This window comes from Bacillus sp. 1A, assembly GCF_052682215.1.
The window spans coordinates 2,557,949-2,576,832 of the sequence record NZ_JBQYLZ010000001.1 but is presented as its reverse complement, the minus strand read 5'-3'; the positions used below and the strand labels follow the sequence as shown (position 1 = coordinate 2,576,832).

Below are 18,884 nucleotides of genomic sequence, written 5' to 3'. Positions count from 1 at the left end.
AATAATAATCTACTTATTTATAATTAAGCTTTCGCCTTATCTCTATTAGCACATTCACAATTTGTACCACATTTTCCGTAAAGCACTGTCGTTTTTTCATCTTCAAAATGACCGATTGTTCCTTCACATATTTGGCATACAATTGTTCCCATTTTTCATTTCCCCCTAAGTTTATGGTCCTAAAAACTTTTAGCTGTCCATTTCCTATCAATTATTGGGCTTTTGTATGCTCTGTGTGATCACATCCGCAAGATCCACATTTCCCGTAAAGTACCGTTACTTTCTCATCCTCGAAGTGTGCAATTGTACCTTCACAATCTTGACATACGATCGTTCCCATTTTTCATTTCCCCCTAAGTTTATAATCCCAAAAACTTTTTGTAACCGCTTAACTTTCTGTCTTTATTTTAATATGTTATACTTTTTACGTCAATAGGTTTTTAGTATAACACATTAAATATTTTTAATTTAAATTAGTATGCGATATTCAAATAAAAAAACAGCCATATTTATACGTACGACTGTTTTACATTAATTATTCTTCATATTCCGCATGCAAAGAAGTAGATGGGACTAAAAATTTAAAAAACTGAGCTAACTCTGCTGCTTCCTCTTCTGACCTTAATTTAAAAACTTCCTGTATATGTTGCACATTCTCTACATCATCTCTTCCAAGTAAAGTAGACCTTCCTGTTTGCATACAAACAATGAGCGGCTTTCCAAAAAACATATTTGTATAAATAACACCAAAATCATAACGAGTATCATGTGTCATAAACCCCAAAAATCGTACCTTCACACTTTCATGCTCATCATACAATTTTTCAAACATCGGTTTCCACCTTTCTACATCACCTTTCATTAGTATATTAAACAAAAAAAGGAATACTCCTTTTAATTGTCAAAAAATTCAGTAGGATGTAGAATGATAGTATTCTACTAAGTTAGGAGGAACTTATATGCAACATGCCTTTATTACGCTTGTACCTAAATCCAATCAACAAACTGTTTCAACAGATGATATAAAACAACTTTTTCAGTACTATAAAACAGTTACTTCCAAAACTGGTGTTCAAATTAATTACGCTTATACAAATACCGCTTTTCCTTATGAAATTATAGATACATCCGCAACAACATTAAAACTACAAGCTACTCACGATCGATATGACTCCATATATGTTGGTGTTGGTATAGAAAAGGAACAATCTTTTATTCAGATTTCTTTACCACCTAATGCAACATTCGGTGATAAAGGAAAAGCAAATGAATTTTGCCGTTTTCTAGCGAAGAAATTAGAAGGAGAATTACAATTATTTAATGGAAGAACAATGTATTTCTATAAACGTTAATTTAAAAAATAGAATATACAATTAAAAAAAGTATGCAATTTGAACACGTAAGGAATAATGCCTGCTTTCTAATGTGCAATACAAAATATGCGATCACATATGCTAAATAAAGAAATACAAAGAATAGCATTACTTTGTAATGCAACTTATCACCATTTGACAATGATAATACTACGGAAAAACCACTCCATAATAAAAAATGATAAAATATAACATGTAATATTCTCATGGAACCTTCTCCTTTGACATGCTCTATTTTATTACTATATGGGATTAAGTTTGAATCAATTACATATTATACGAAAGCATATATACTACTTTTGAATTAACATATGTTCTAACGATTCATTTAAAGTATTATATATTCATTCGACAAGTACATATAAAGACCTTGCAAGCCCTTTTATTAAAATAAAAATAGCCCCTCTCTTTAAATAAGAGAGGGGCTATTTTCATTACTTAAATTATTTTACAATGTGAATTGGCATTCCAAGAGCAACTTCAGCTGCTTCCATTGTGATCTCACCTAATGTTGGGTGAGCGTGGATTGTTTGAGCGATATCTTCTGCTGTCATTCCAGCTTCGATAGCTAAACCAATCTCAGAGATAATATCAGAAGCGCCTGCACCTGCAACTTGAGCACCTACAAGAAGACCATCTTCTTTACGTGTTACAAGTTGTAGGAAACCGTCAGTGCTGTTTAATGATAATGCACGACCGTTAGCAGCGAATGGGAACTTAGATACAGCTACTGTCATTCCTGCTTCTTCAGCTTGTTTCTTAGTGTAACCAACAGATGCTAATTCAGGATCAGTGAAGCATACTGCAGGAATTCCGATGTAATCGATTGCTGATGCATGGCCACTAATTGCTTCAACAGCTACTTTACCTTCGTAAGAAGCTTTGTGAGCTAATGGTGGTCCAGGAACGATATCACCGATTGCATAGATGTTTGATACGTTTGTACGACATTGCTCATCGATTTCGATGATGCCGCGGTCAGTCATTTTAACTCCAACTTGCTCAAGACCAATTTCTTGAGTGTTTGGACGACGACCTACAGTTACTAATACGTAATCTGCTTCTACAGTTTGGATTTCACCTTTAACTTCAAAGCTAACTTTTACGCCAGTTTCTGTTTCTTCAACGCCTTTAGCCATAGCTTTTGTATGGATATTTACGTTACCTTTCTTTTGAAGAGCACGTTTAACAACAGAGCTCATAGCTTTTTCGAAACCAGCTAAGATTTCGTCGCCAGCTTCTACTACAGTAACTTCTGTACCGAAGTTAGCATATGCAGTTCCTAATTCCATACCGATGTAACCGCCGCCGATTACAACAAGTTTTTTAGGAATTTCAGGTAAGCTTAAAGCACCTGTAGAGTTGATAACACGTTTAGAGTATTTGAATCCTGGAATTTCGATTGGTGTAGAACCAGTTGCAAGAACAGCATTTTTAAACGTATACGTTTGTGCTGCATCTTCAGTCATTACGCGTAATGTATTAGCATCTACGAAGTAAGCTTCACCGCGAATGATTTCAACTTTGTTACCTTTAAGAAGGCCTTCAACACCGCCAGTTAATTTCTTAACTACGCCGTTTTTCCATTCTTGAACTTTTGTAAAGTCAACTTTTACGTTCTCTGCAGTGATACCCATGTCATCAGAATGCATTGCATTCTCATAACGATGACCTGCATTGATTAACGCTTTTGAAGGAATACATCCAACGTTTAAGCATACGCCACCAAGGTTAGCTTTTTCGATAATTGCTACCTTTTGACCTAATTGTGCTGCACGAATTGCCGCAACGTATCCACCAGGACCTGCACCAACAACGACTGTATCTAATTCAATTGGGAAATCTCCTACTACCATTGTTATTACGCCTCCATTACTAATAATTGTGGGTCATTCAATAGACGTTTAATTTGGTTTAATGCTTTTTGAGCAGTTGCGCCGTCAATTAAACGATGGTCAAAGCTTAGAGATAATGCTAATACTGGAGCTGCAACGATTTCACCGTTTTTCACAACTGGCTTCTCAGCGATACGGCCGATACCAAGGATTGCTACTTCTGGGTGATTGATAACTGGAGTGAACCATTGTCCACCTGCAGAACCAATGTTTGTGATTGTGCAAGAAGCACCTTTCATTTCAGCCGGAGCTAAACGACCATCACGTGCTTTACCAGCAAGATCATTGATCTCGTTAGAAATAGTGAAGATAGACTTGCGATCTGTATCTTTAACAACTGGTACTAATAGACCTTTGTCAGTATCAGCTGCGATACCGATGTTGAAGTAATGTTTATGAACTACTTCTTGAGAAGCATCATCTAAAGAAGTGTTTAACATTGGGTATTCACGTAATGCAGATGTTAAAGCTTTAACAACGTATGGAAGGTAAGTTAATTTAATACCTTTGTCAGCTGCAACAGCTTTGAACTTCTTACGGTGAGCAACAAGTTCTGTTACATCTACTTCATCCATTAATGTTACGTGAGGAGCTGTATGCTTAGAGTTAACCATTGCTTTAGCAATCGCTTTACGGATACCACTCATTTTCTCACGAGTTTCTGGATATTCACCAGCTGGGATTGGTTGTGCTTTTGGTGCTTCTTCTTTCGCTGCTGCTGGAGTAGCTTCTACTGCTGCTGGAGCCTCAGTTGCTGCTACTGCTTGTCCACCATTTGCAAATGCATCGATGTCAGCTTTTACGATACGGCCGTTCTTACCAGAACCAGCTACTTTATGAATGTCTACGCCGTTTTCACGAGCATATTTACGAACAGATGGCATAGCGATTACGCGCTCATTTACTACTTCTGCAGTTGCTGCTGGAGTAGCTTCCGCTGCTGGAGCTTCTACTGCTGCTTCTTCAGCTTTTGGAGCTGCATCATGATCGTCACCTTTAAATTTAAGGTTTTCGTATCCAGGAGCATCAAATTTAATTAATGTATCTCCTACAATTGCAACTGTTCCTTCTTCTACAAGTACTTCAAGTACTTTACCTTTAACAGGAGAAGGGATTTCTACTACTGCTTTATCATTTTGTACTTCAAGAAGTACATCGTCTTCGTTTACTTCATCGCCTGGTTTAATAAACCATTTTACGATTTCACCTTCGTGGATACCTTCACCGATATCTGGTAGTTTAAATTCAAATGCCACGGAATTCAGCCCCCTGATTCATTTCATTATTATGGAATATGTACAAAAGAAACCAGCATGTGCTGATTTCTTTTGCACATGAAAAGCTAAAAATTAGAAGTTCATTACTTTGTTAACAGCTTCAACAATATCTTTATGGTTTGGTAACCATACGCTCTCAGCTTGAGAGAATGGGAATACTGTATCAGCAGCTGCAACACGTACAACTGGAGCTTCTAAGTTTAAGATTGCACGGTCGTTAATTTCCGCTACAACGTTAGCTGCAATACCAGCTTGTTTTTGTGCTTCTTGAACTACAACTACGCGGCCTGTTTTTTCAACAGAAGCGATGATTGTTTCGATATCTAATGGTTGAACTGTACGTAAGTCAACTACCTCTAAAGAGATACCTTCTTTTTCAAGTTCTTCAGCAGCTTTTAATGCAGCATGAACCATAGCACCGTAAGCGATAACAGATACATCTGTACCTTCACGTTTAATATCAGCTTTACCTAAATCAATTGTGTAATCGCCTTCTGGTACATCTTGACGGAATGAACGGTACAATTTCATATGCTCTAAGTAGATAACTGGATCGTTGTCACGAATCGCAGAGATTAAAAGACCTTTTGCATCGTATGGAGTAGATGGAATAACAACTTTTAGACCAGGTTGTTGAGCCACTAATCCTTCTAAGCTATCAGCATGTAGTTCAGGAGTATGAACACCGCCACCGAATGGAGAACGAATTGTTACTGGAGCAGTCCAACGTCCACCAGAACGGTAACGCATACGAGCTAATTGACCAGAAACTGAATCCATTACTTCATAAATGAAACCGAAGAATTGGATTTCTGGAACTGGACGGAAGCCTTCTAATGCAAGTCCAACTGCAAGTCCACCAATACCAGACTCTGCAAGTGGAGTATCCATTACACGATCTTCACCGAATTCAGCTTGTAAACCTTCAGTAGCACGGAATACACCGCCGTTTACACCAACGTCTTCACCAAACACAAGTACGTTAGGGTCATTTTTCATTTCAACGCGTAAAGCATCAGTGATTGCTTGAATCATTGTCATTTGAGCCATGGCTTACTTCGACTCCTTTTCTTTGTAAATTTCATATTGTTCAGCTAAGTTGTAAGGCATTTTTTCGTACATGATTTCCATTAAATCAGTAACTTTTTGTTTTGGAGCTTGGTCAGCCTTAGCAATTGCTTGTTTGATATCTTCTTTTGCTTCTTCGATTACTTTCTCTTCAACTTCTTGAGACCATAGGCCTTTGTTTTCTAAGAATGCACGGAAGCGTACGATTGGATCTTTTTGTTCCCATTCGTTCTCGATATCTTTTGTACGGTAACGAGTTGGGTCATCACCAGCCATTGTATGTGGACCGTAACGGAATGTTAAAGTCTCGATTAAAGTAGGGCCTTCTCCGTTTACTGCACGCTCACGAGCGAAAGCAGTTGCTGCGTATACAGCTAATGGATCCATACCGTCTACTTGAATTCCGTAAATACCTGCTGCTACTGCTTTTTGTGCTACAGTTTTAGCTGCAGATTGCTTTTCTACTGGAGTAGAGATTGCATAACGGTTGTTTTGTACAACGAAGATTGCTGGAGCTTTGAATGCACCCGCAAAGTTCATACCTTCGTAGAAGTCACCTTGTGAAGCACCACCGTCACCAGTGTAAGTAATTGCAACAGATTTTTTACCACGTAGTTTCATACCTAACGCAACACCAGCAGTTTGGATGATTTGCGCACCGATAATGATTTGTGGAGCAAGTGCATTTACATTCTCAGGCATTTGGTTACCCATGAAATGTCCACGAGAGAATAAGAATGCTTGGTATAATGGTAAACCGTGCCATACTAATTGTGGCACATCACGATATCCTGGTAAGATGAAATCTTCTGCTTCAAGTGCGAAATGACTTGCTAATTGAGAAGCCTCTTGTCCAGCTGTTGGTGCGTAGAAACCTAAACGTCCTTGACGGTTTAAAGAAATAGAACGTTGATCTAGTACGCGAGTGTACACCATACGGCGCATTAACTCTTTTAATTGATCATCAGATAATTCAGGCATAGCTGCTTCATTCACAACTTCGCCTTTTTCATTTAAAATTTGTAATGTTTCAAATTGAGCTGCGATAGCTTTCATTTGCTCATCAACATTAAATAGGGTCTTTTTTGTTTTAGTACCCATTCCGTTCACCTCTTCCTCTCTTGAACCATATTCTGAAACGCTTTCACTATCTATTAGCTAGACTGAAAACGCAACAATGTAAACCAACAAATTTATCTGTCGGTTGAGAATAATTTTGTGTACCTAACAATCTGTACTAATGTTTTTTCAGAAACATATTAATACAATCTTGATCACGTTTTTTAGTTTACAACTATTCTAATTACGATGTCAATTACTTTGGATACGTTTTTTTATAAATAATATGCAGGTTTCTTCTACACAAACGTGTTTTTATTTTTCACATCTGTATTAGTAAGCATTAACCTACTGTTATATTATTCCCTTTTCAACTTATTTTTTCTCTTAGAATAATATGTAAACGATTTAATTCTCTTTAGTTTTTCTCTCTTCTTAGCAAAAATATACAAACTCTTCTTCCTTTTATAGGTAATTACCCATACATTTCTATCCTTCCCTCCATACATTATAGTAACCGCAGTGTTAGCGGGAAATGATAAAGGAGGTCATCTCATGTACGGATACTCATATTGCTATCCAACTTGTTCAAATCCTTCCTACGGTTATGGCGGTTCTTGTGGCGGGTCTGGACGCGGCTTCGCCTTAATCGTTGTGTTGTTTATTCTTTTAATTATCGTTGGTGCTGCTTGCATTCGCTAATGTAAAATGAAACAACTATGGAAGAAACAGACGGCTTTGCCGTCTTTTCTTTTTATTACATACATAAATATTCTATAGTAGAACGCTTTCCAAAGCGCTTCCCTACTTGTCGATGACTTTTTCCACCTCCTTTGGTAGACTAAAGAAGAAAGGAGAGATTACATATGCTTACAATGAAAGATGTAATTCGCGAAGGAGATTCTATTTTGCGAAACGTTGCAGAAGAGGTATCAATACCGGCGAGCGAAGAAGATACAACTACCCTTAAAGAAATGATTGAATTTGTAATAAATAGCCAAGATCCTGAAATGGCTGAAAAATATAGTTTACGCCCTGGAATCGGATTAGCAGCTCCACAAATCGGTATTTCAAAGAAAATGATTGCGGTTCATGTAACTGATACGGACGGTACGTTATATAGTCATGCATTATTCAACCCCAAAATCATTAGTCATTCTGTTGAACGTACATATTTACAAAGCGGGGAAGGCTGTCTATCAGTAGACCGCGAAGTACCTGGTTATGTCCCTCGTTACACAAGAATTACAGTGAAAGCAACATCTATCAACGGCGAAGAAGTAAAATTACGTTTAAAAGGTTTACCAGCAATTGTATTTCAGCATGAGATTGACCATTTAAATGGTGTTATGTTCTATGACCACATTAATAAAGAAAATCCATTTGCTGCTCCTGACGATTCAAAACCTCTAGAACGATAATAAAAAAAGGCGGAAGTTAATCTTCCGCCTTTTTTTATGAAATGGGTTCCATATTCACTTATAGCAATCCAGCCCATTTTAAGCCATGATATATGCCGTCTTCACTAACATCCTTTGTCACATGATTTGCAAGTTTTTTCAAGTCTTCGTGACCATTCCCCATCACAATACCTGTCCCAACTGCTTCGATCATTTCTAAATCATTTAAGCCATCTCCAAATGCATACACTTGTTCACGGTTAAATCCTAATTTTTCAATGAATTTCTCAATTCCTTTTGCCTTCGAACCACCATTCGGAATAATATCCATTGAATATGCATGCCAGCGAATAAAATGAAAGTCTGGGTAATGATTAATAAACTTTTCCTCTTCATTCACTTCACAGAAAAGAAGTGTTTGATAAATATTACGTTTCTCATAGAAATCAGGTTCATATGCCGGATGTTCAAAGTTTAAGCTTCCAAAACCTTCTTTCACATAATCATGATATTCTACTGATGCTCTCATTTCTTGATGATCCAGATATACAAGTGGATATCCTTCTTGTTTTGCAAACTGAGTAAACTTATGTAAGGCAGCTGGCTGTAACGGGTTATTAAATATTACCTCATCTTCAAATACAACGTACTGTCCGTTAAAGCTAACATAATTATGTATATTGAGTTCCTCACGAATATCTTCAAACATAAACGGCGCACGTCCTGTCGCAATTGCTACATGCACACCTTTTTCTTGTAAATGTCTTACTGCATCTCGTGTAGATTGCGGAATCTTCTTATCGTGATCTAATAATGTTCCATCAATATCAAAAAAGACAATTTTATCATTCATTTGTCAAAATCCTTTCCATTACTCTATATTCCTATTTTGATTATCGCTTTTCAAATTCTAAAAAAAAGTATAACATATTAAACATCTGTGAAGAAAGCGTTCACTTTCTAACCTTATTTATGAAACCTGCATATATATATTAGTAAAAAATGTGGATACTTGTTCGCATGAATTTTCTTTTCTATTCTTTCTCATACTATACCTATAACTAACGGCTACTAATCGTTACTATAGAATAACTTTTCCTGTATGAGAAAGGACAAGATTCAACATCCACTTTTGTCTTCTTTCTTATATCAGAGACGGAGTTTTCACTAGTAATATGCATGTTTTAAATAAGGAAAGGAAGGAGTAATCATGCTGAAGAAGCTGAAGAAAAAGCTCAAGCGTTATTTAAAAGATCTAGTCCGTAAAAAGACAATCGCTTAAATTGTGCCCATTTCGGGCTTTTTCTTCATTCTCATTCGAAAAAACATGAAAATCGTGACTGTTTGCTTTATAATAAGTAACAGATAATGCAAAACATAGACAAGGAGAGGTTTTCCAAATGATTTTTAAAGTATTTTATCAAGTAAAATTGACTGAGGTTCCAGTACGTGAAAATACAAAAGTTTTATATTTAGAGGCTACGTCTGAAAAGGATGTTCGTAAGAAATTAAATAAGTTCGCATATAATATCGAGTTCGTTCAGTCTGTTACTGGTGCTCATCTTGAATATGAAAAAGAAAACGCTGATTTAACATTAGCGGAAATCGTATAGTCATATGAAATTTCTAAAGAATGATCAAGCAGCCGTTTTTGCTTTAGGTGGACTTGGTGAAATCGGTAAAAATACATATGCTGTTCAATTTCAAGATGAAATTATTATTATTGATGCTGGAATTAAATTTCCAGAAGACGAACTCCTCGGAATCGATTATGTAATACCAGATTACACTTATTTTGTGCGAAACGAAGATAAAATTAAAGGATTATTCATTACACATGGTCACGAAGATCATATCGGTGGAATTCCTTACTTATTACGTCAAGTGAACATTCCGATTTATGGCGGAAAATTAGCAATTGCACTAATCAAAAACAAATTAGAAGAGCACGGATTACTTCGTAAAGCAAAACTTTATGAAATTCAAGAAGATGATGTTATTAAATTTAAAAAGACATCTGTTTCCTTCTTCCGTACAACTCACAGTATCCCAGATTCATACGGAGTTGTTGTGAAAACACCTCAAGGACAAGTTGTTCATACTGGCGATTTCAAATTTGATTTCACACCAGTCGGTGAACCAGCGGACTTAACAAAAATGGCTGAAATCGGAAAAGACGGCGTACTTTGTCTCTTATCTGACAGTACAAACAGTGAAGTTCCAAACTTTACAATGTCTGAGCGCCGTGTTGGTGATAGTATTCAAGATATTTTCCGCAAAGTAGAAGGTCGTATTATCTTTGCAACCTTTGCATCAAATATCCATCGTCTACAACAAGTTGTTGAAGCGGCTGTTGAAAACAATCGTAAAGTTGCTGTGTTCGGTCGCAGTATGGAAGCGGCGATTGAAATCGGACAAAACCTTGGTTATATTCGCTGTCCGAAGGATACATTCATAGATACAGCTCAACTAAACCGCCTACCGGCTAATAAAGTTGTTATTTTATGTACAGGTAGTCAAGGTGAGCCAATGGCAGCACTTTCACGTATTGCTAATGGTACTCATCGTCAAATTCAAATCATTCCTGGCGACACAGTTGTTTTCTCTTCTTCACCAATCCCTGGTAATACAATTAGTGTAAGCCGTACAATTAACATGTTGTATCGTGCTGGTGCTGATGTAATCCACGGGAAACTGTCAAACATTCATACGAGTGGACACGGTGGACAAGAAGAACAAAAACTAATGCTTCGTCTAATTAAACCGAAGTATTTCATGCCAATTCATGGTGAATATCGCATGCAACGTATGCATATGAAGTTAGCAAACGATTGTGGTATTCCAGAAGAAAACTGTTTCATCATGGATAATGGAGATGTTCTTGCTCTTCGTTCTGATGAAGCAAGCGTAGCTGGTAAAATACCATCTGGATCTGTCTATATTGACGGAAATGGTATTGGAGATATCGGTAATATCGTATTACGCGATCGTCGTATTCTTTCTGAAGAAGGACTTGTTATTGTAGTTGTAAGCATTGATATGAAAGAGTTTAAAGTTGCAGCAGGACCTGATATTATCTCACGTGGTTTCGTGTATATGCGCGAAAGTAGTGATTTAATTAATGATGCTCAAACATTAATTACAACTCATTTAGAAAAAGTAATGGAGCGTAAAACAACACAATGGTCTGAAATTAAAAATGAAATTACAGATACATTAGCACCATTCCTATATGAGAAAACGAAACGTCGCCCAATGATTTTACCAATCATTATGGAAATATAAGAAAAAGGACAATACCTTCGTGGTATTGTCCTTTTCTCTTATCTTAAAAAGTGTTTAAAACGATCTACTTCATCGTCATGACCAATTACAATTAATATATCTCCCGCTTGAATATTTTCCGTAGCTCGAGGAGATACAATAACTTCTTTACCACGTTTAATCGCTACAATATTCAATCCAAACTTCGCACGAATATCTAATTCGATTAAAGAATGACCATCAATTTTTTTATTTGCAATAATCTCTACAATACTATGCTCATCTGAAAGCTCAAGATAGTCTAATACATTACTTGATGCAATATTATTAGCAATCCTTTTTCCCATATCACGCTCGGGGTGCACAATGTGATCTGCCCCTATTTTACTTAACACTTTTTCATGGTAATCATTTTGAGCTTTTACAGTAATATTTTTTACACCTAACTCTTTTAAAATTAATGTTGTTAAAATACTTGAATTTAAATTGTCTCCAATAGCAACGACTACATGATCAAAATTACGAATACCAAGACTTTTTAATACCATCTCATCTGTTGAATCTGCAATTACAGCATGTGAAGCTATATTTGCAAACTCATTAATTTTATCCTCATCTGAATCAATTGCCATTACTTCCATACCTAATTGAGCGAGTTCTCGGCAAATACTTCCACCAAAACGTCCAAGACCAATGACAGCAAATTCTTTCTCTTTTTCACCCACAGGAATTCCTCCAATAACATCGAATACTATGTATTTTTATTGTAACATACTTTAGATTTGCTACAAAAACCTGTATATCATTCTTATTTTTGTTTTTGCATATAAAAATACTGTTGTAAATAAAATGCGATACTGAAAATTAACATACCAAATACAAATATATTTCCAAATGAACTAAATGTTTCAAAAACGAATAATAACGTTTCTTGTCCGAAGAAAGCAAATAATAGTTGTGTAAATGCGAATAGCAATGCCAATATATAATGATGTTGATGGAATAAATAATGTGTTGCACCTAAAAAAGCGATAAACGAAATAATGAAAATCCACCAATTTTCTAAAAACAGTTGCCAATTAGTAAATTGATATCCATTTACTAATATCGCAATAATTCCTATAACAGCCATCGTTGGCACACTCCAAAATAATGCTCGCCCTCTAAAGAAGCGTGTTCCTTTAACATCACCTTTTTCATGTGCAATGTATGTGAGTACTACCGTACTTATGTACAAAACTGAAAGAATTGTTAAAACGATAATAAGCCAAAAATGTAATTGATAATACTCATGCTCTATGTTTGTCACGATAGCCGCTAACATACACGGGATTAACATTCCAGTCCAACCATCTACTTTTCTTTCATTCCAAAACACTGTGTTACCAATCCGTATCCCTAACAACATAAAAATAATGATACCTAGTACAAATAATGTCGTTTTATTCCCTACTAAACTCGTCGAGAAAGCAATTAATCCAATAAATAAAAAGAGCACAAACCCATTCATAATTTCTAATACAGGTGATAAATATCTTTTCACCCATTTATAAGTTTCGTCATATTCATGATTATCTACTAAACGGTAGGCATAAAAACTTATCCCAAAATACACCGCCGCAATAATAACATACGCATATAAGACGAAACACAACATTGCACTGCTAATTTGCACGTAATTCCCCACCCTTTTTTCTATGTTTCACCTTGATTTTACACACTTTCTACACGAAATGTAAACATATATAAGCTAGTTAACTAATCATCTTCTCAATAAGCGATAATGAATAATGAGCAGCGGCTCAAAACCGCTGCTCATTACTTTATCCATTTGTATGCCAATGTGTATCCAAAACAAATATGAAAGATGTTTTCGTCTTGGAACTAACAAGTACCCACTGTAAGTTTTTGCAAAGTTGGCGAGCGAGTTTACTTTCTAGTTCCTTTCCACTTTACATATTGATCTAAAAATGCGATAGCTTTCTCAATAACCTCTTCATCTGGTTTTAATTTTGCATGGTGTAAACCATATTCTGAATTTACCCCAAGCCAAAACATAAATCCAGGAATCTCTTGAAGCATATAACCAAAATCTTCCCCTGTCATTGCCTCAGTACATGTAATTACATTCATATCAGTTTGTTCACTTACAAACTGCATAAACTCTCTCGTTAATACTTCATGGTTATATACTTGATGATACATCGCTCCATAGTCAATAACAGCTTCACATTGGAAGGAAGCTTCTATACCTGCAACAATTGCCTCAATCCTACTTTTAACACGCCTCATTGATTCCACTGATAACGTTCGGATCGTTCCTTCTAACCGAGACTTTTCTGCTATGATATTTTGAACTGTACCACCTGTTATTTTTCCGATTGTAATCACTGCACTATCAAGAGGATTCACATTACGACTAATAACGGATTGAAGTTGTGTAACAAGGTGACTTGCTGCTACAATCATATCATTTGCAGTATGCGGGTAGGCTGCATGTCCACCTTTCCCTTTTAAATCAACATATAACTCTGATGTATTCGCAAATAATAGTCCCTCTTTTGTGGCAATTGTTCCTACAGCGTATTCAGGTGCAATATGAAGACCAAGAATTATATTCGGCTTCCATTCTTTTAACTCTTCACTCTCTAACATAGGAAGAGCCCCTCCTGGCCCTTCTTCAGCTGGTTGGAATAGAAACACAAGGTCATCATCTATTCTTTCTGTTACAGCTGCTGTTAGAAGGCCTAAACCGATTGTTGTATGCAAATCGTGTCCACATGCATGCATCATTCCTTCATGAATAGAAGCAAACTCATATCCAGTTTCTTCGGTAATTGGTAAACCGTCTATATCTGCGCGATAACCGATAATTTTTTCTGGATTTTTTCCATTTACTTTAACAATGACACCCGTTTTCCATACTTTCACTTCCACATATTCATTCGAAAGCGTTCCTATGTAATCTAAAATATACTGTTGTGTTTTCCACTCTTTAAATCCAATTTCCGGTATTTTGTGTAAGTCTCTACGAATTTGAACGAATTTGCTTACTGCCATTTTTGCACCTCTATCTATAAAAAGCGCAAGAGCCTGTTATGCTCTTACGCTTTTTTTGTGTTTATTTCTCTGGGTTTAATTGACGAAGCTCTTGTTTAATTTCAGTTTTTGCTTTTGTCTTCTCATCAATCTCTTTAATTACACGTGCTGGAGTACCGGCAACAACTGTATATGGAGGTACATCTTCTGTTACAACAGCTCCTGCTGCTACAACTGCACCCTTACCTACTGTAACTCCCTCTAACACAACTACGTTTGCACCAATTACAACATCATCTTCAACGATAACTGGTTTTGCTGAAGGCGGCTCAATAACACCTGCAAGTACTGCACCTGCACCTACGTGACAGTTCTTACCAACAGTTGCACGTCCACCAAGTACCGCGTTCATGTCAATCATAGTACCTTCACCAATTACAGCACCGATATTAATTGTTGCATTCATCATAATAACAGCGTTGTCGCCGATTTCAACGTGATCACGAATAATCGCGCCTGGCTCAATACGAGCTTTAATACCTTTTAAATCAAGCATTGGAATTGCAGAATTACGACGGTCATTTTCAACAACGTAATCAACAATGTGCTTGCTATTTTCATCAAGAATTGTCTTAATTTCAGACCATTCTCCAAATAATACACCAGACTTTTTATTTACAAATGCTTGTACCGTTTCAGGGAATGTTACTTCTTTTAAATCCCCTTTTATGTATACCTTTACAGGAGTTTTCTTTTCACTTTTTTGAATAAACGAAATAATTTCGTTAGCGTCCATCATTTTCATTCTTGTTGCCTCCTAAATCCATTTATAATGTTACTCTACCAAACGATAGAGCGAGTAGCAAGATAATAATCCTATTTTTCCATTTGAATTTCTTCTATAATTTCTAAAAATGCCCTTACTTGCTTCAATTGTCTGGCCGATTCACTCGTCAATAACCATGTTTCTCTCGTTAATTGAACAGGTGTTTTATACATATTTTCCTGTACTTCTTTTAAAACAGTAGAAGGTAAAAGAGCATAACCTATACCATTTAAAACGAGTTGTTTGCAAGTCTCAATTTGATCAACCACAATTGTTCTCTTAGGTGGATTAGAAAATAAACCATACCACCAATTTTGTATTTGTCCATAATAAGTCGAATCACTTTTAAATTGAATAAAAGGTCTATTTGTTTCTTTTAACATCGTAATATCTTTTATTTCTTTATCCACTAAATAAAGTTCATCTTCAAATAATTGTTGCTTCTGACCTTTATATTCTTGTGTTCCTCTCAATATAGCAACATGAACGTCCCCTTCATAAAATTGCTTTTGTACTTCACTACTCCAGCCAGTAAACAGCGATATTTTCACAGAAGGGTATTTATGTACAAACTTCTTCAAAACAGGAGGAAGCCAATATTGACCAATAACTGATGCAACAGCTATTTTTAACGTTCCGTGAGTTTCTGTTCTAAAAACAGCTAGCTCACTTTTAATATCCTCTTCCTTTTGCAGCATTTCTTTTGCATAATTTGCGACTTTTTCCCCTTCAGGTGTAATTGTCAATCCTTTTTGTGAGCGAATAAAAAACTTCATTCCCCATTGTTTCTCCATAGATTGTAATCGTTGACTAAGCGCAGGTTGTGAAACAAATAAACGTTCCGCCGCTTTTCTCATATTCGATTCCTGAGCTAACACAACCATCATTTGAAAATCATCAATTTGCAACTTTCTCCCTCTTTCCTTAGCTTCCATACACCTTATCTCAATAAGCTTTTCATCCTTAATTTAACTATATACTCTTATATTTTTTATCTTTTTAAATATAATACATACACAACTGATATGCACGAAAAAAAAGTGACTTCTCCGTTTCTATGAAGTCACTTTTCTCACATTATCGATTATGTTGCCTTACTTTTTTATTCAACAATTTTAAAATAGCCCGACGTGTTAAAATCCCCTCAAAATACCCATCTTCATTGACAGCGCAAATAAAAGGATGATCAATTGTCATTTCTAAAGCTTTTGCAAACGAATCTTCTAACTTAAGAACCGGAATGTCTTCCTTCATCACCTGTTCTACTTTCATTTCGTCAAGTCTTTCAAACTCAATACGTTCTAACCCTAACATACCGTCTAAAATCATAGCAGTACTAATTAACCCATGCAATTTATACATCGGGTCCAAAACAGGTATCGCCGAATATCCAGATTTCACAAGAACGAGTAAAGCATGCTCTAAACCATTCCCCATTTGGACATGTGCTACTTTTTCTGATGAAATCATTAAATCTTTCACAAAAATTTGTTGAAACTCGTCTTTCGGAATACTAATCATATTACATCCCCCATTTTCCTACTTTTAATCACCGAATCTATTCATATTTTATGACAGCGTTTTCATATTATTATTTTGTCCTTACTTTATTTCAATAAAAACAAAATTACACAGCTATTTTAGCATACAACACAAAAAAAAGACTACCATTCCGGTAGCGCTTAATACCCCTTATTTTTTAATCTGTAAAATAACCTTGTGATTTTTTTATATTGTGTCACATCTGTCTGTTTTAAACCATTCTCAATATCTGTAATTTCCACAGATAAAATTTCACTCGCATAATTTTGCTGAAATAGAATATCTAGTAATAAACTCTCTTCTTCTTCTGTTAAAACAAATTCCCTTTTCATATACCCCTCTCCTTATACTCGCATCGTTACTCTTATTATATATAATTTCCAACCTATTTAATAGATGTAATATTCAGTTTTTATCGAAAGATATATATAAATTGTTTTTTATTTCGTATATCGATTTGCATAACTAAACGCCGCATAAGCATCTGGCTTAATTTTTGCAGTTAATCCCATCGCTTGAATTTTCGCTGTCATATCTAGAATAAATTCTTTTGTTAAACCATCATTTCCGATATCCAAGTGAATTTCCATTATAAATCCAGCCCCATCTTGAGCATATGGATGCAATAAATCCCATATTGTTTGTATATGATTTGGAGTAAATAGGCATGCGATCTCTTGGCTAAACTGCGTTTCTAAATATATTTTCTCACGTAAAGTTGCTGGCTTATCTTTCACTGATTTATGGTGTAAACACCCCCAGGCACCTTTTCCAACGCGATGAATATGAATTGCCGTAATAAACCTCGTATCCTTTTGATGTGCTTGTGAGTCTGTCCCAATGGATAAGCGATATAAATTTCGTGGATCCTTTTCAATGAAACTACAAATACGGCTAAATACCATATCAAAATTTAAATGTCTCTCTGAAACATTATAAAATGTATGTTCACCGGCCACATAGTCACGTCCTTTCAATTAGACAGACTTTTCGTATTCTCATTGTATGGGACAAAAATAAAAATTATAACTTCCTATCCTTTATTCGTTTCAATATTTCGAATTACATAATGGCAAACTTGGCACGTATAAATTACATTTTGATTCGATTGAGCCGTTAATACATGAATAATGTCAGCAGAATTGTGACATTTAGGACAAACCACAACTGGTAAACGTTCCATACAACACACCTCCTCGTTATTTTTATCTCGCTTTTACTATCTGTAAACAACCAATTGGTGATGACTAATATTCAGTATAGGACGAAGAAGCCCTACTGATTACAATTTCACTTTATTACCATTGTAGGAAAAATGAAAAATCCCTATACCTATATGCTAAAAAGTAATAGAACTAAAAAAGGTGTTGCCATATGGCAACACCTTTTTTATATGTATCAAGAAATGATATCGTAAATCTCAATTGCAACCATATCGATATTATCGAATTGATACACTTGAGGTTTTTCACCTTGTTGATACACTTCTAACTCATACATTTCACTTTTATCGAAAAATTTCACGCTACATTTGCGCTCACCGTTCACTTCAAAATAGCGTTGTGCTACTTCACCGCTTTCAGCTTGTTCTTGTAGACTAACAAGTCGAGTTAAAATTCCTTGGAGTAGAGACATGAAATCTCTCCTTTCTCTGATCTTCCTACCAATAGGTTTTACAGCTATACTCATTCTATCCGTCATAACAGAAAAAATGTTCCACAGTCTAGGATAAAGGTTATTGGCCAGAAACTCAACTAAAAATTTGTCGAAATGCGAAGGAAAAAACAGAAAGAACATCTTTTCCCTTCTTTATTGCGATTTTTATACTGGAAGAATATAATAAAAAACAGAAAAAAGGAGGAATTACAATGAGAAAAATTGAGGTTTACACACAACCTGATTGTCCGCCATGTGTCATTGTGAAAGAATTTTTAAAGCATAATAACGTTGTATATGAAGAATTTGACGTAAAAAAAGACGCTGCTGCACGCAATCGTCTTTTATACGACTATGATTCGTATTCAACTCCAACAGTTGTAATTGATGGAGAAGTTGTTGCTGGTTTTCAAATTGAAAAATTACAACAGCTACTCAATATTGAATAAGAATAGGTAAAGACCTATTCTTATTTTTATCCCACT

Annotated in this window: 25 protein-coding genes; 6 read left to right on the top strand and 19 right to left on the bottom strand. The window is 35.7% G+C overall.

The window, feature by feature from the left end:
* Window positions 1-23: 23 nt before the first annotated feature.
* The 3 genes from ACUN0F_RS13200 to ACUN0F_RS13190 form a co-directional block, all read right to left on the bottom strand.
* Window positions 24-152, bottom strand: a complete 129-nt coding sequence (locus tag ACUN0F_RS13200) for a GapA-binding peptide SR1P (RefSeq protein WP_097917854.1) — start codon at window positions 150-152, stop codon at window positions 24-26.
* A gap of 59 nt (window positions 153-211) precedes the next feature.
* Window positions 212-340: a GapA-binding peptide SR1P gene (locus ACUN0F_RS13195; protein ID WP_000536778.1), complete on the bottom strand. Its 129-nt coding sequence runs from the start codon at window positions 338-340 to the stop codon at window positions 212-214.
* Window positions 341-535: 195 nt separating this feature from the next.
* Complete coding sequence (locus ACUN0F_RS13190; protein ID WP_033662752.1) at window positions 536-832, bottom strand: DUF3055 domain-containing protein; 297 nt, start codon at window positions 830-832, stop codon at window positions 536-538.
* 127 nt (window positions 833-959) lie between these two features.
* Here ACUN0F_RS13190 and ACUN0F_RS13185 point away from each other — a divergent pair, with 127 nt between their 5' ends.
* Complete coding sequence (locus ACUN0F_RS13185; RefSeq protein WP_087985085.1) at window positions 960-1,352, top strand: DUF1885 family protein; 393 nt, start codon at window positions 960-962, stop codon at window positions 1,350-1,352.
* A gap of 1 nt (window position 1,353) precedes the next feature.
* Here the strand turns inward: ACUN0F_RS13185 and ACUN0F_RS13180 are convergent, their stop codons facing one another.
* The 5 genes from ACUN0F_RS13180 to pdhA form a co-directional block, all read right to left on the bottom strand.
* Window positions 1,354-1,581, bottom strand: coding sequence for a hypothetical protein (locus tag ACUN0F_RS13180; protein WP_001221352.1), 228 nt, complete (start codon window positions 1,579-1,581; stop codon window positions 1,354-1,356).
* A gap of 235 nt (window positions 1,582-1,816) precedes the next feature.
* Complete coding sequence (lpdA, locus tag ACUN0F_RS13175) at window positions 1,817-3,229, bottom strand: dihydrolipoyl dehydrogenase (protein ID WP_000260106.1); 1,413 nt, start codon at window positions 3,227-3,229, stop codon at window positions 1,817-1,819.
* A 5-nt stretch (window positions 3,230-3,234) separates the two neighbouring features.
* The gene (pdhC, locus tag ACUN0F_RS13170; protein ID WP_000863412.1) at window positions 3,235-4,524 is read right to left on the bottom strand and encodes a pyruvate dehydrogenase complex dihydrolipoyllysine-residue acetyltransferase; all 1,290 of its coding nucleotides are present in this window, start codon (window positions 4,522-4,524) and stop codon (window positions 3,235-3,237) included.
* Window positions 4,525-4,617: 93 nt separating this feature from the next.
* Window positions 4,618-5,595 (bottom strand): pyruvate dehydrogenase complex E1 component subunit beta, encoded by a 978-nt coding sequence (pdhB, locus tag ACUN0F_RS13165; RefSeq protein ID WP_000068162.1) that lies wholly within the window; start codon window positions 5,593-5,595, stop codon window positions 4,618-4,620.
* Window positions 5,596-5,598: 3 nt separating this feature from the next.
* On the bottom strand, window positions 5,599-6,714 hold the full coding sequence (gene pdhA / locus ACUN0F_RS13160) for a pyruvate dehydrogenase E1 component subunit alpha (RefSeq protein WP_000536893.1): 1,116 nt from the start codon (window positions 6,712-6,714) through the stop codon (window positions 5,599-5,601).
* A 513-nt stretch (window positions 6,715-7,227) separates the two neighbouring features.
* On the opposite strand from pdhA, the gene ACUN0F_RS13155 reads away from it, so the two are divergent.
* Both ACUN0F_RS13155 and def read left to right on the top strand, forming a co-directional pair.
* On the top strand, window positions 7,228-7,374 hold the full coding sequence (locus ACUN0F_RS13155; RefSeq protein WP_000274561.1) for a YjcZ family sporulation protein: 147 nt from the start codon (window positions 7,228-7,230) through the stop codon (window positions 7,372-7,374).
* A gap of 164 nt (window positions 7,375-7,538) precedes the next feature.
* Window positions 7,539-8,093, top strand: a complete 555-nt coding sequence (def, locus tag ACUN0F_RS13150; protein WP_046956448.1) for a peptide deformylase — start codon at window positions 7,539-7,541, stop codon at window positions 8,091-8,093.
* 58 nt (window positions 8,094-8,151) lie between these two features.
* Here the strand turns inward: def and ACUN0F_RS13145 are convergent, their stop codons facing one another.
* Window positions 8,152-8,925, bottom strand: a complete 774-nt coding sequence (locus tag ACUN0F_RS13145; RefSeq protein ID WP_264460867.1) for a Cof-type HAD-IIB family hydrolase — start codon at window positions 8,923-8,925, stop codon at window positions 8,152-8,154.
* A gap of 547 nt (window positions 8,926-9,472) precedes the next feature.
* On the opposite strand from ACUN0F_RS13145, the gene ACUN0F_RS13140 reads away from it, so the two are divergent.
* Entirely contained in the window at window positions 9,473-9,685 is a 213-nt protein-coding gene (locus ACUN0F_RS13140) for a DNA-dependent RNA polymerase subunit epsilon (RefSeq protein ID WP_000576445.1), read from the top strand.
* A gap of 4 nt (window positions 9,686-9,689) precedes the next feature.
* Entirely contained in the window at window positions 9,690-11,357 is a 1,668-nt protein-coding gene (gene rnjA, locus ACUN0F_RS13135) for a ribonuclease J1 (RefSeq protein ID WP_000670370.1), read from the top strand.
* Window positions 11,358-11,395: 38 nt separating this feature from the next.
* On the opposite strand, the gene ACUN0F_RS13130 is transcribed toward rnjA, so the two are convergent.
* The 10 genes from ACUN0F_RS13130 to ACUN0F_RS13085 all read right to left on the bottom strand — a co-directional run bounded on the left by ACUN0F_RS13130 (window position 11,396) and on the right by ACUN0F_RS13085 (window position 18,378).
* Entirely contained in the window at window positions 11,396-12,061 is a 666-nt protein-coding gene (locus tag ACUN0F_RS13130) for a potassium channel family protein (protein WP_000504032.1), read from the bottom strand.
* A gap of 83 nt (window positions 12,062-12,144) precedes the next feature.
* The gene (locus ACUN0F_RS13125) at window positions 12,145-13,011 is read right to left on the bottom strand and encodes a hypothetical protein (protein ID WP_046956446.1); all 867 of its coding nucleotides are present in this window, start codon (window positions 13,009-13,011) and stop codon (window positions 12,145-12,147) included.
* A gap of 254 nt (window positions 13,012-13,265) precedes the next feature.
* Window positions 13,266-14,396, bottom strand: coding sequence for an N-acetyldiaminopimelate deacetylase (locus ACUN0F_RS13120; protein ID WP_000301171.1), 1,131 nt, complete (start codon window positions 14,394-14,396; stop codon window positions 13,266-13,268).
* Window positions 14,397-14,457: 61 nt separating this feature from the next.
* Window positions 14,458-15,180 (bottom strand): 2,3,4,5-tetrahydropyridine-2,6-dicarboxylate N-acetyltransferase, encoded by a 723-nt coding sequence (gene dapD, locus ACUN0F_RS13115; protein WP_000783245.1) that lies wholly within the window; start codon window positions 15,178-15,180, stop codon window positions 14,458-14,460.
* A 71-nt stretch (window positions 15,181-15,251) separates the two neighbouring features.
* Window positions 15,252-16,136, bottom strand: coding sequence for a LysR family transcriptional regulator (locus ACUN0F_RS13110; protein ID WP_002008407.1), 885 nt, complete (start codon window positions 16,134-16,136; stop codon window positions 15,252-15,254).
* Between the two features lie 142 nt (window positions 16,137-16,278).
* Window positions 16,279-16,722: a cyclic-di-AMP-binding protein CbpB gene (gene cbpB / locus ACUN0F_RS13105; RefSeq protein WP_000623572.1), complete on the bottom strand. Its 444-nt coding sequence runs from the start codon at window positions 16,720-16,722 to the stop codon at window positions 16,279-16,281.
* A 161-nt stretch (window positions 16,723-16,883) separates the two neighbouring features.
* Window positions 16,884-17,075 carry an antirepressor AbbA gene (abbA, locus tag ACUN0F_RS13100; protein WP_000817795.1) on the bottom strand — a complete coding sequence of 64 codons (192 nt, stop codon included), beginning with the start codon at window positions 17,073-17,075 and terminating at the stop codon, window positions 16,884-16,886.
* Window positions 17,076-17,183: 108 nt separating this feature from the next.
* Window positions 17,184-17,702, bottom strand: coding sequence for a ribonuclease H-like YkuK family protein (locus ACUN0F_RS13095; protein WP_000896654.1), 519 nt, complete (start codon window positions 17,700-17,702; stop codon window positions 17,184-17,186).
* Between the two features lie 74 nt (window positions 17,703-17,776).
* Entirely contained in the window at window positions 17,777-17,926 is a 150-nt protein-coding gene (locus ACUN0F_RS13090; protein ID WP_000440542.1) for a hypothetical protein, read from the bottom strand.
* A gap of 215 nt (window positions 17,927-18,141) precedes the next feature.
* Entirely contained in the window at window positions 18,142-18,378 is a 237-nt protein-coding gene (locus ACUN0F_RS13085; protein ID WP_000055151.1) for a YkuJ family protein, read from the bottom strand.
* 233 nt (window positions 18,379-18,611) lie between these two features.
* Between ACUN0F_RS13085 and ACUN0F_RS13080 the strand changes: the two genes are divergently transcribed.
* On the top strand, window positions 18,612-18,848 hold the full coding sequence (locus ACUN0F_RS13080) for a glutaredoxin family protein (RefSeq protein ID WP_001225788.1): 237 nt from the start codon (window positions 18,612-18,614) through the stop codon (window positions 18,846-18,848).
* Window positions 18,849-18,884: the final 36 nt, after the last annotated feature.

Excerpts from the sequence above, each read along its gene's own strand:
- ACUN0F_RS13190 (WP_033662752.1), bottom strand. The coding sequence starts at position 832 with ATGTTTGAAAAATTGTATGATGAGCATGAAAGTGTGAAGGTACGATTT.
- ACUN0F_RS13080 (WP_001225788.1), top strand. The coding sequence starts at position 18,612 with ATGAGAAAAATTGAGGTTTACACACAACCTGATTGTCCGCCATGTGTC.
- ACUN0F_RS13120 (WP_000301171.1), bottom strand. The coding sequence starts at position 14,396 with ATGGCAGTAAGCAAATTCGTTCAAATTCGTAGAGACTTACACAAAATA.
- ACUN0F_RS13185 (WP_087985085.1), top strand. The coding sequence starts at position 960 with ATGCAACATGCCTTTATTACGCTTGTACCTAAATCCAATCAACAAACT.
- ACUN0F_RS13195 (WP_000536778.1), bottom strand. The coding sequence starts at position 340 with ATGGGAACGATCGTATGTCAAGATTGTGAAGGTACAATTGCACACTTC.
- rnjA (WP_000670370.1), top strand. The coding sequence starts at position 9,690 with ATGAAATTTCTAAAGAATGATCAAGCAGCCGTTTTTGCTTTAGGTGGA.
- lpdA (WP_000260106.1), bottom strand. The coding sequence starts at position 3,229 with ATGGTAGTAGGAGATTTCCCAATTGAATTAGATACAGTCGTTGTTGGT.
- ACUN0F_RS13200 (WP_097917854.1), bottom strand. The coding sequence starts at position 152 with ATGGGAACAATTGTATGCCAAATATGTGAAGGAACAATCGGTCATTTT.
- pdhA (WP_000536893.1), bottom strand. The coding sequence starts at position 6,714 with ATGGGTACTAAAACAAAAAAGACCCTATTTAATGTTGATGAGCAAATG.
- cbpB (WP_000623572.1), bottom strand. The coding sequence starts at position 16,722 with ATGATTAGTATTCCGAAAGACGAGTTTCAACAAATTTTTGTGAAAGAT.
- ACUN0F_RS13155 (WP_000274561.1), top strand. The coding sequence starts at position 7,228 with ATGTACGGATACTCATATTGCTATCCAACTTGTTCAAATCCTTCCTAC.
- def (WP_046956448.1), top strand. The coding sequence starts at position 7,539 with ATGCTTACAATGAAAGATGTAATTCGCGAAGGAGATTCTATTTTGCGA.
- ACUN0F_RS13110 (WP_002008407.1), bottom strand. The coding sequence starts at position 16,136 with ATGGAAGCTAAGGAAAGAGGGAGAAAGTTGCAAATTGATGATTTTCAA.
- ACUN0F_RS13140 (WP_000576445.1), top strand. The coding sequence starts at position 9,473 with ATGATTTTTAAAGTATTTTATCAAGTAAAATTGACTGAGGTTCCAGTA.
- ACUN0F_RS13180 (WP_001221352.1), bottom strand. The coding sequence starts at position 1,581 with ATGAGAATATTACATGTTATATTTTATCATTTTTTATTATGGAGTGGT.
- pdhB (WP_000068162.1), bottom strand. The coding sequence starts at position 5,595 with ATGGCTCAAATGACAATGATTCAAGCAATCACTGATGCTTTACGCGTT.
- ACUN0F_RS13090 (WP_000440542.1), bottom strand. The coding sequence starts at position 17,926 with ATGGAACGTTTACCAGTTGTGGTTTGTCCTAAATGTCACAATTCTGCT.
- abbA (WP_000817795.1), bottom strand. The coding sequence starts at position 17,075 with ATGAAAAGGGAATTTGTTTTAACAGAAGAAGAAGAGAGTTTATTACTA.
- dapD (WP_000783245.1), bottom strand. The coding sequence starts at position 15,180 with ATGAAAATGATGGACGCTAACGAAATTATTTCGTTTATTCAAAAAAGT.
- ACUN0F_RS13085 (WP_000055151.1), bottom strand. The coding sequence starts at position 18,378 with ATGTCTCTACTCCAAGGAATTTTAACTCGACTTGTTAGTCTACAAGAA.
- ACUN0F_RS13145 (WP_264460867.1), bottom strand. The coding sequence starts at position 8,925 with ATGAATGATAAAATTGTCTTTTTTGATATTGATGGAACATTATTAGAT.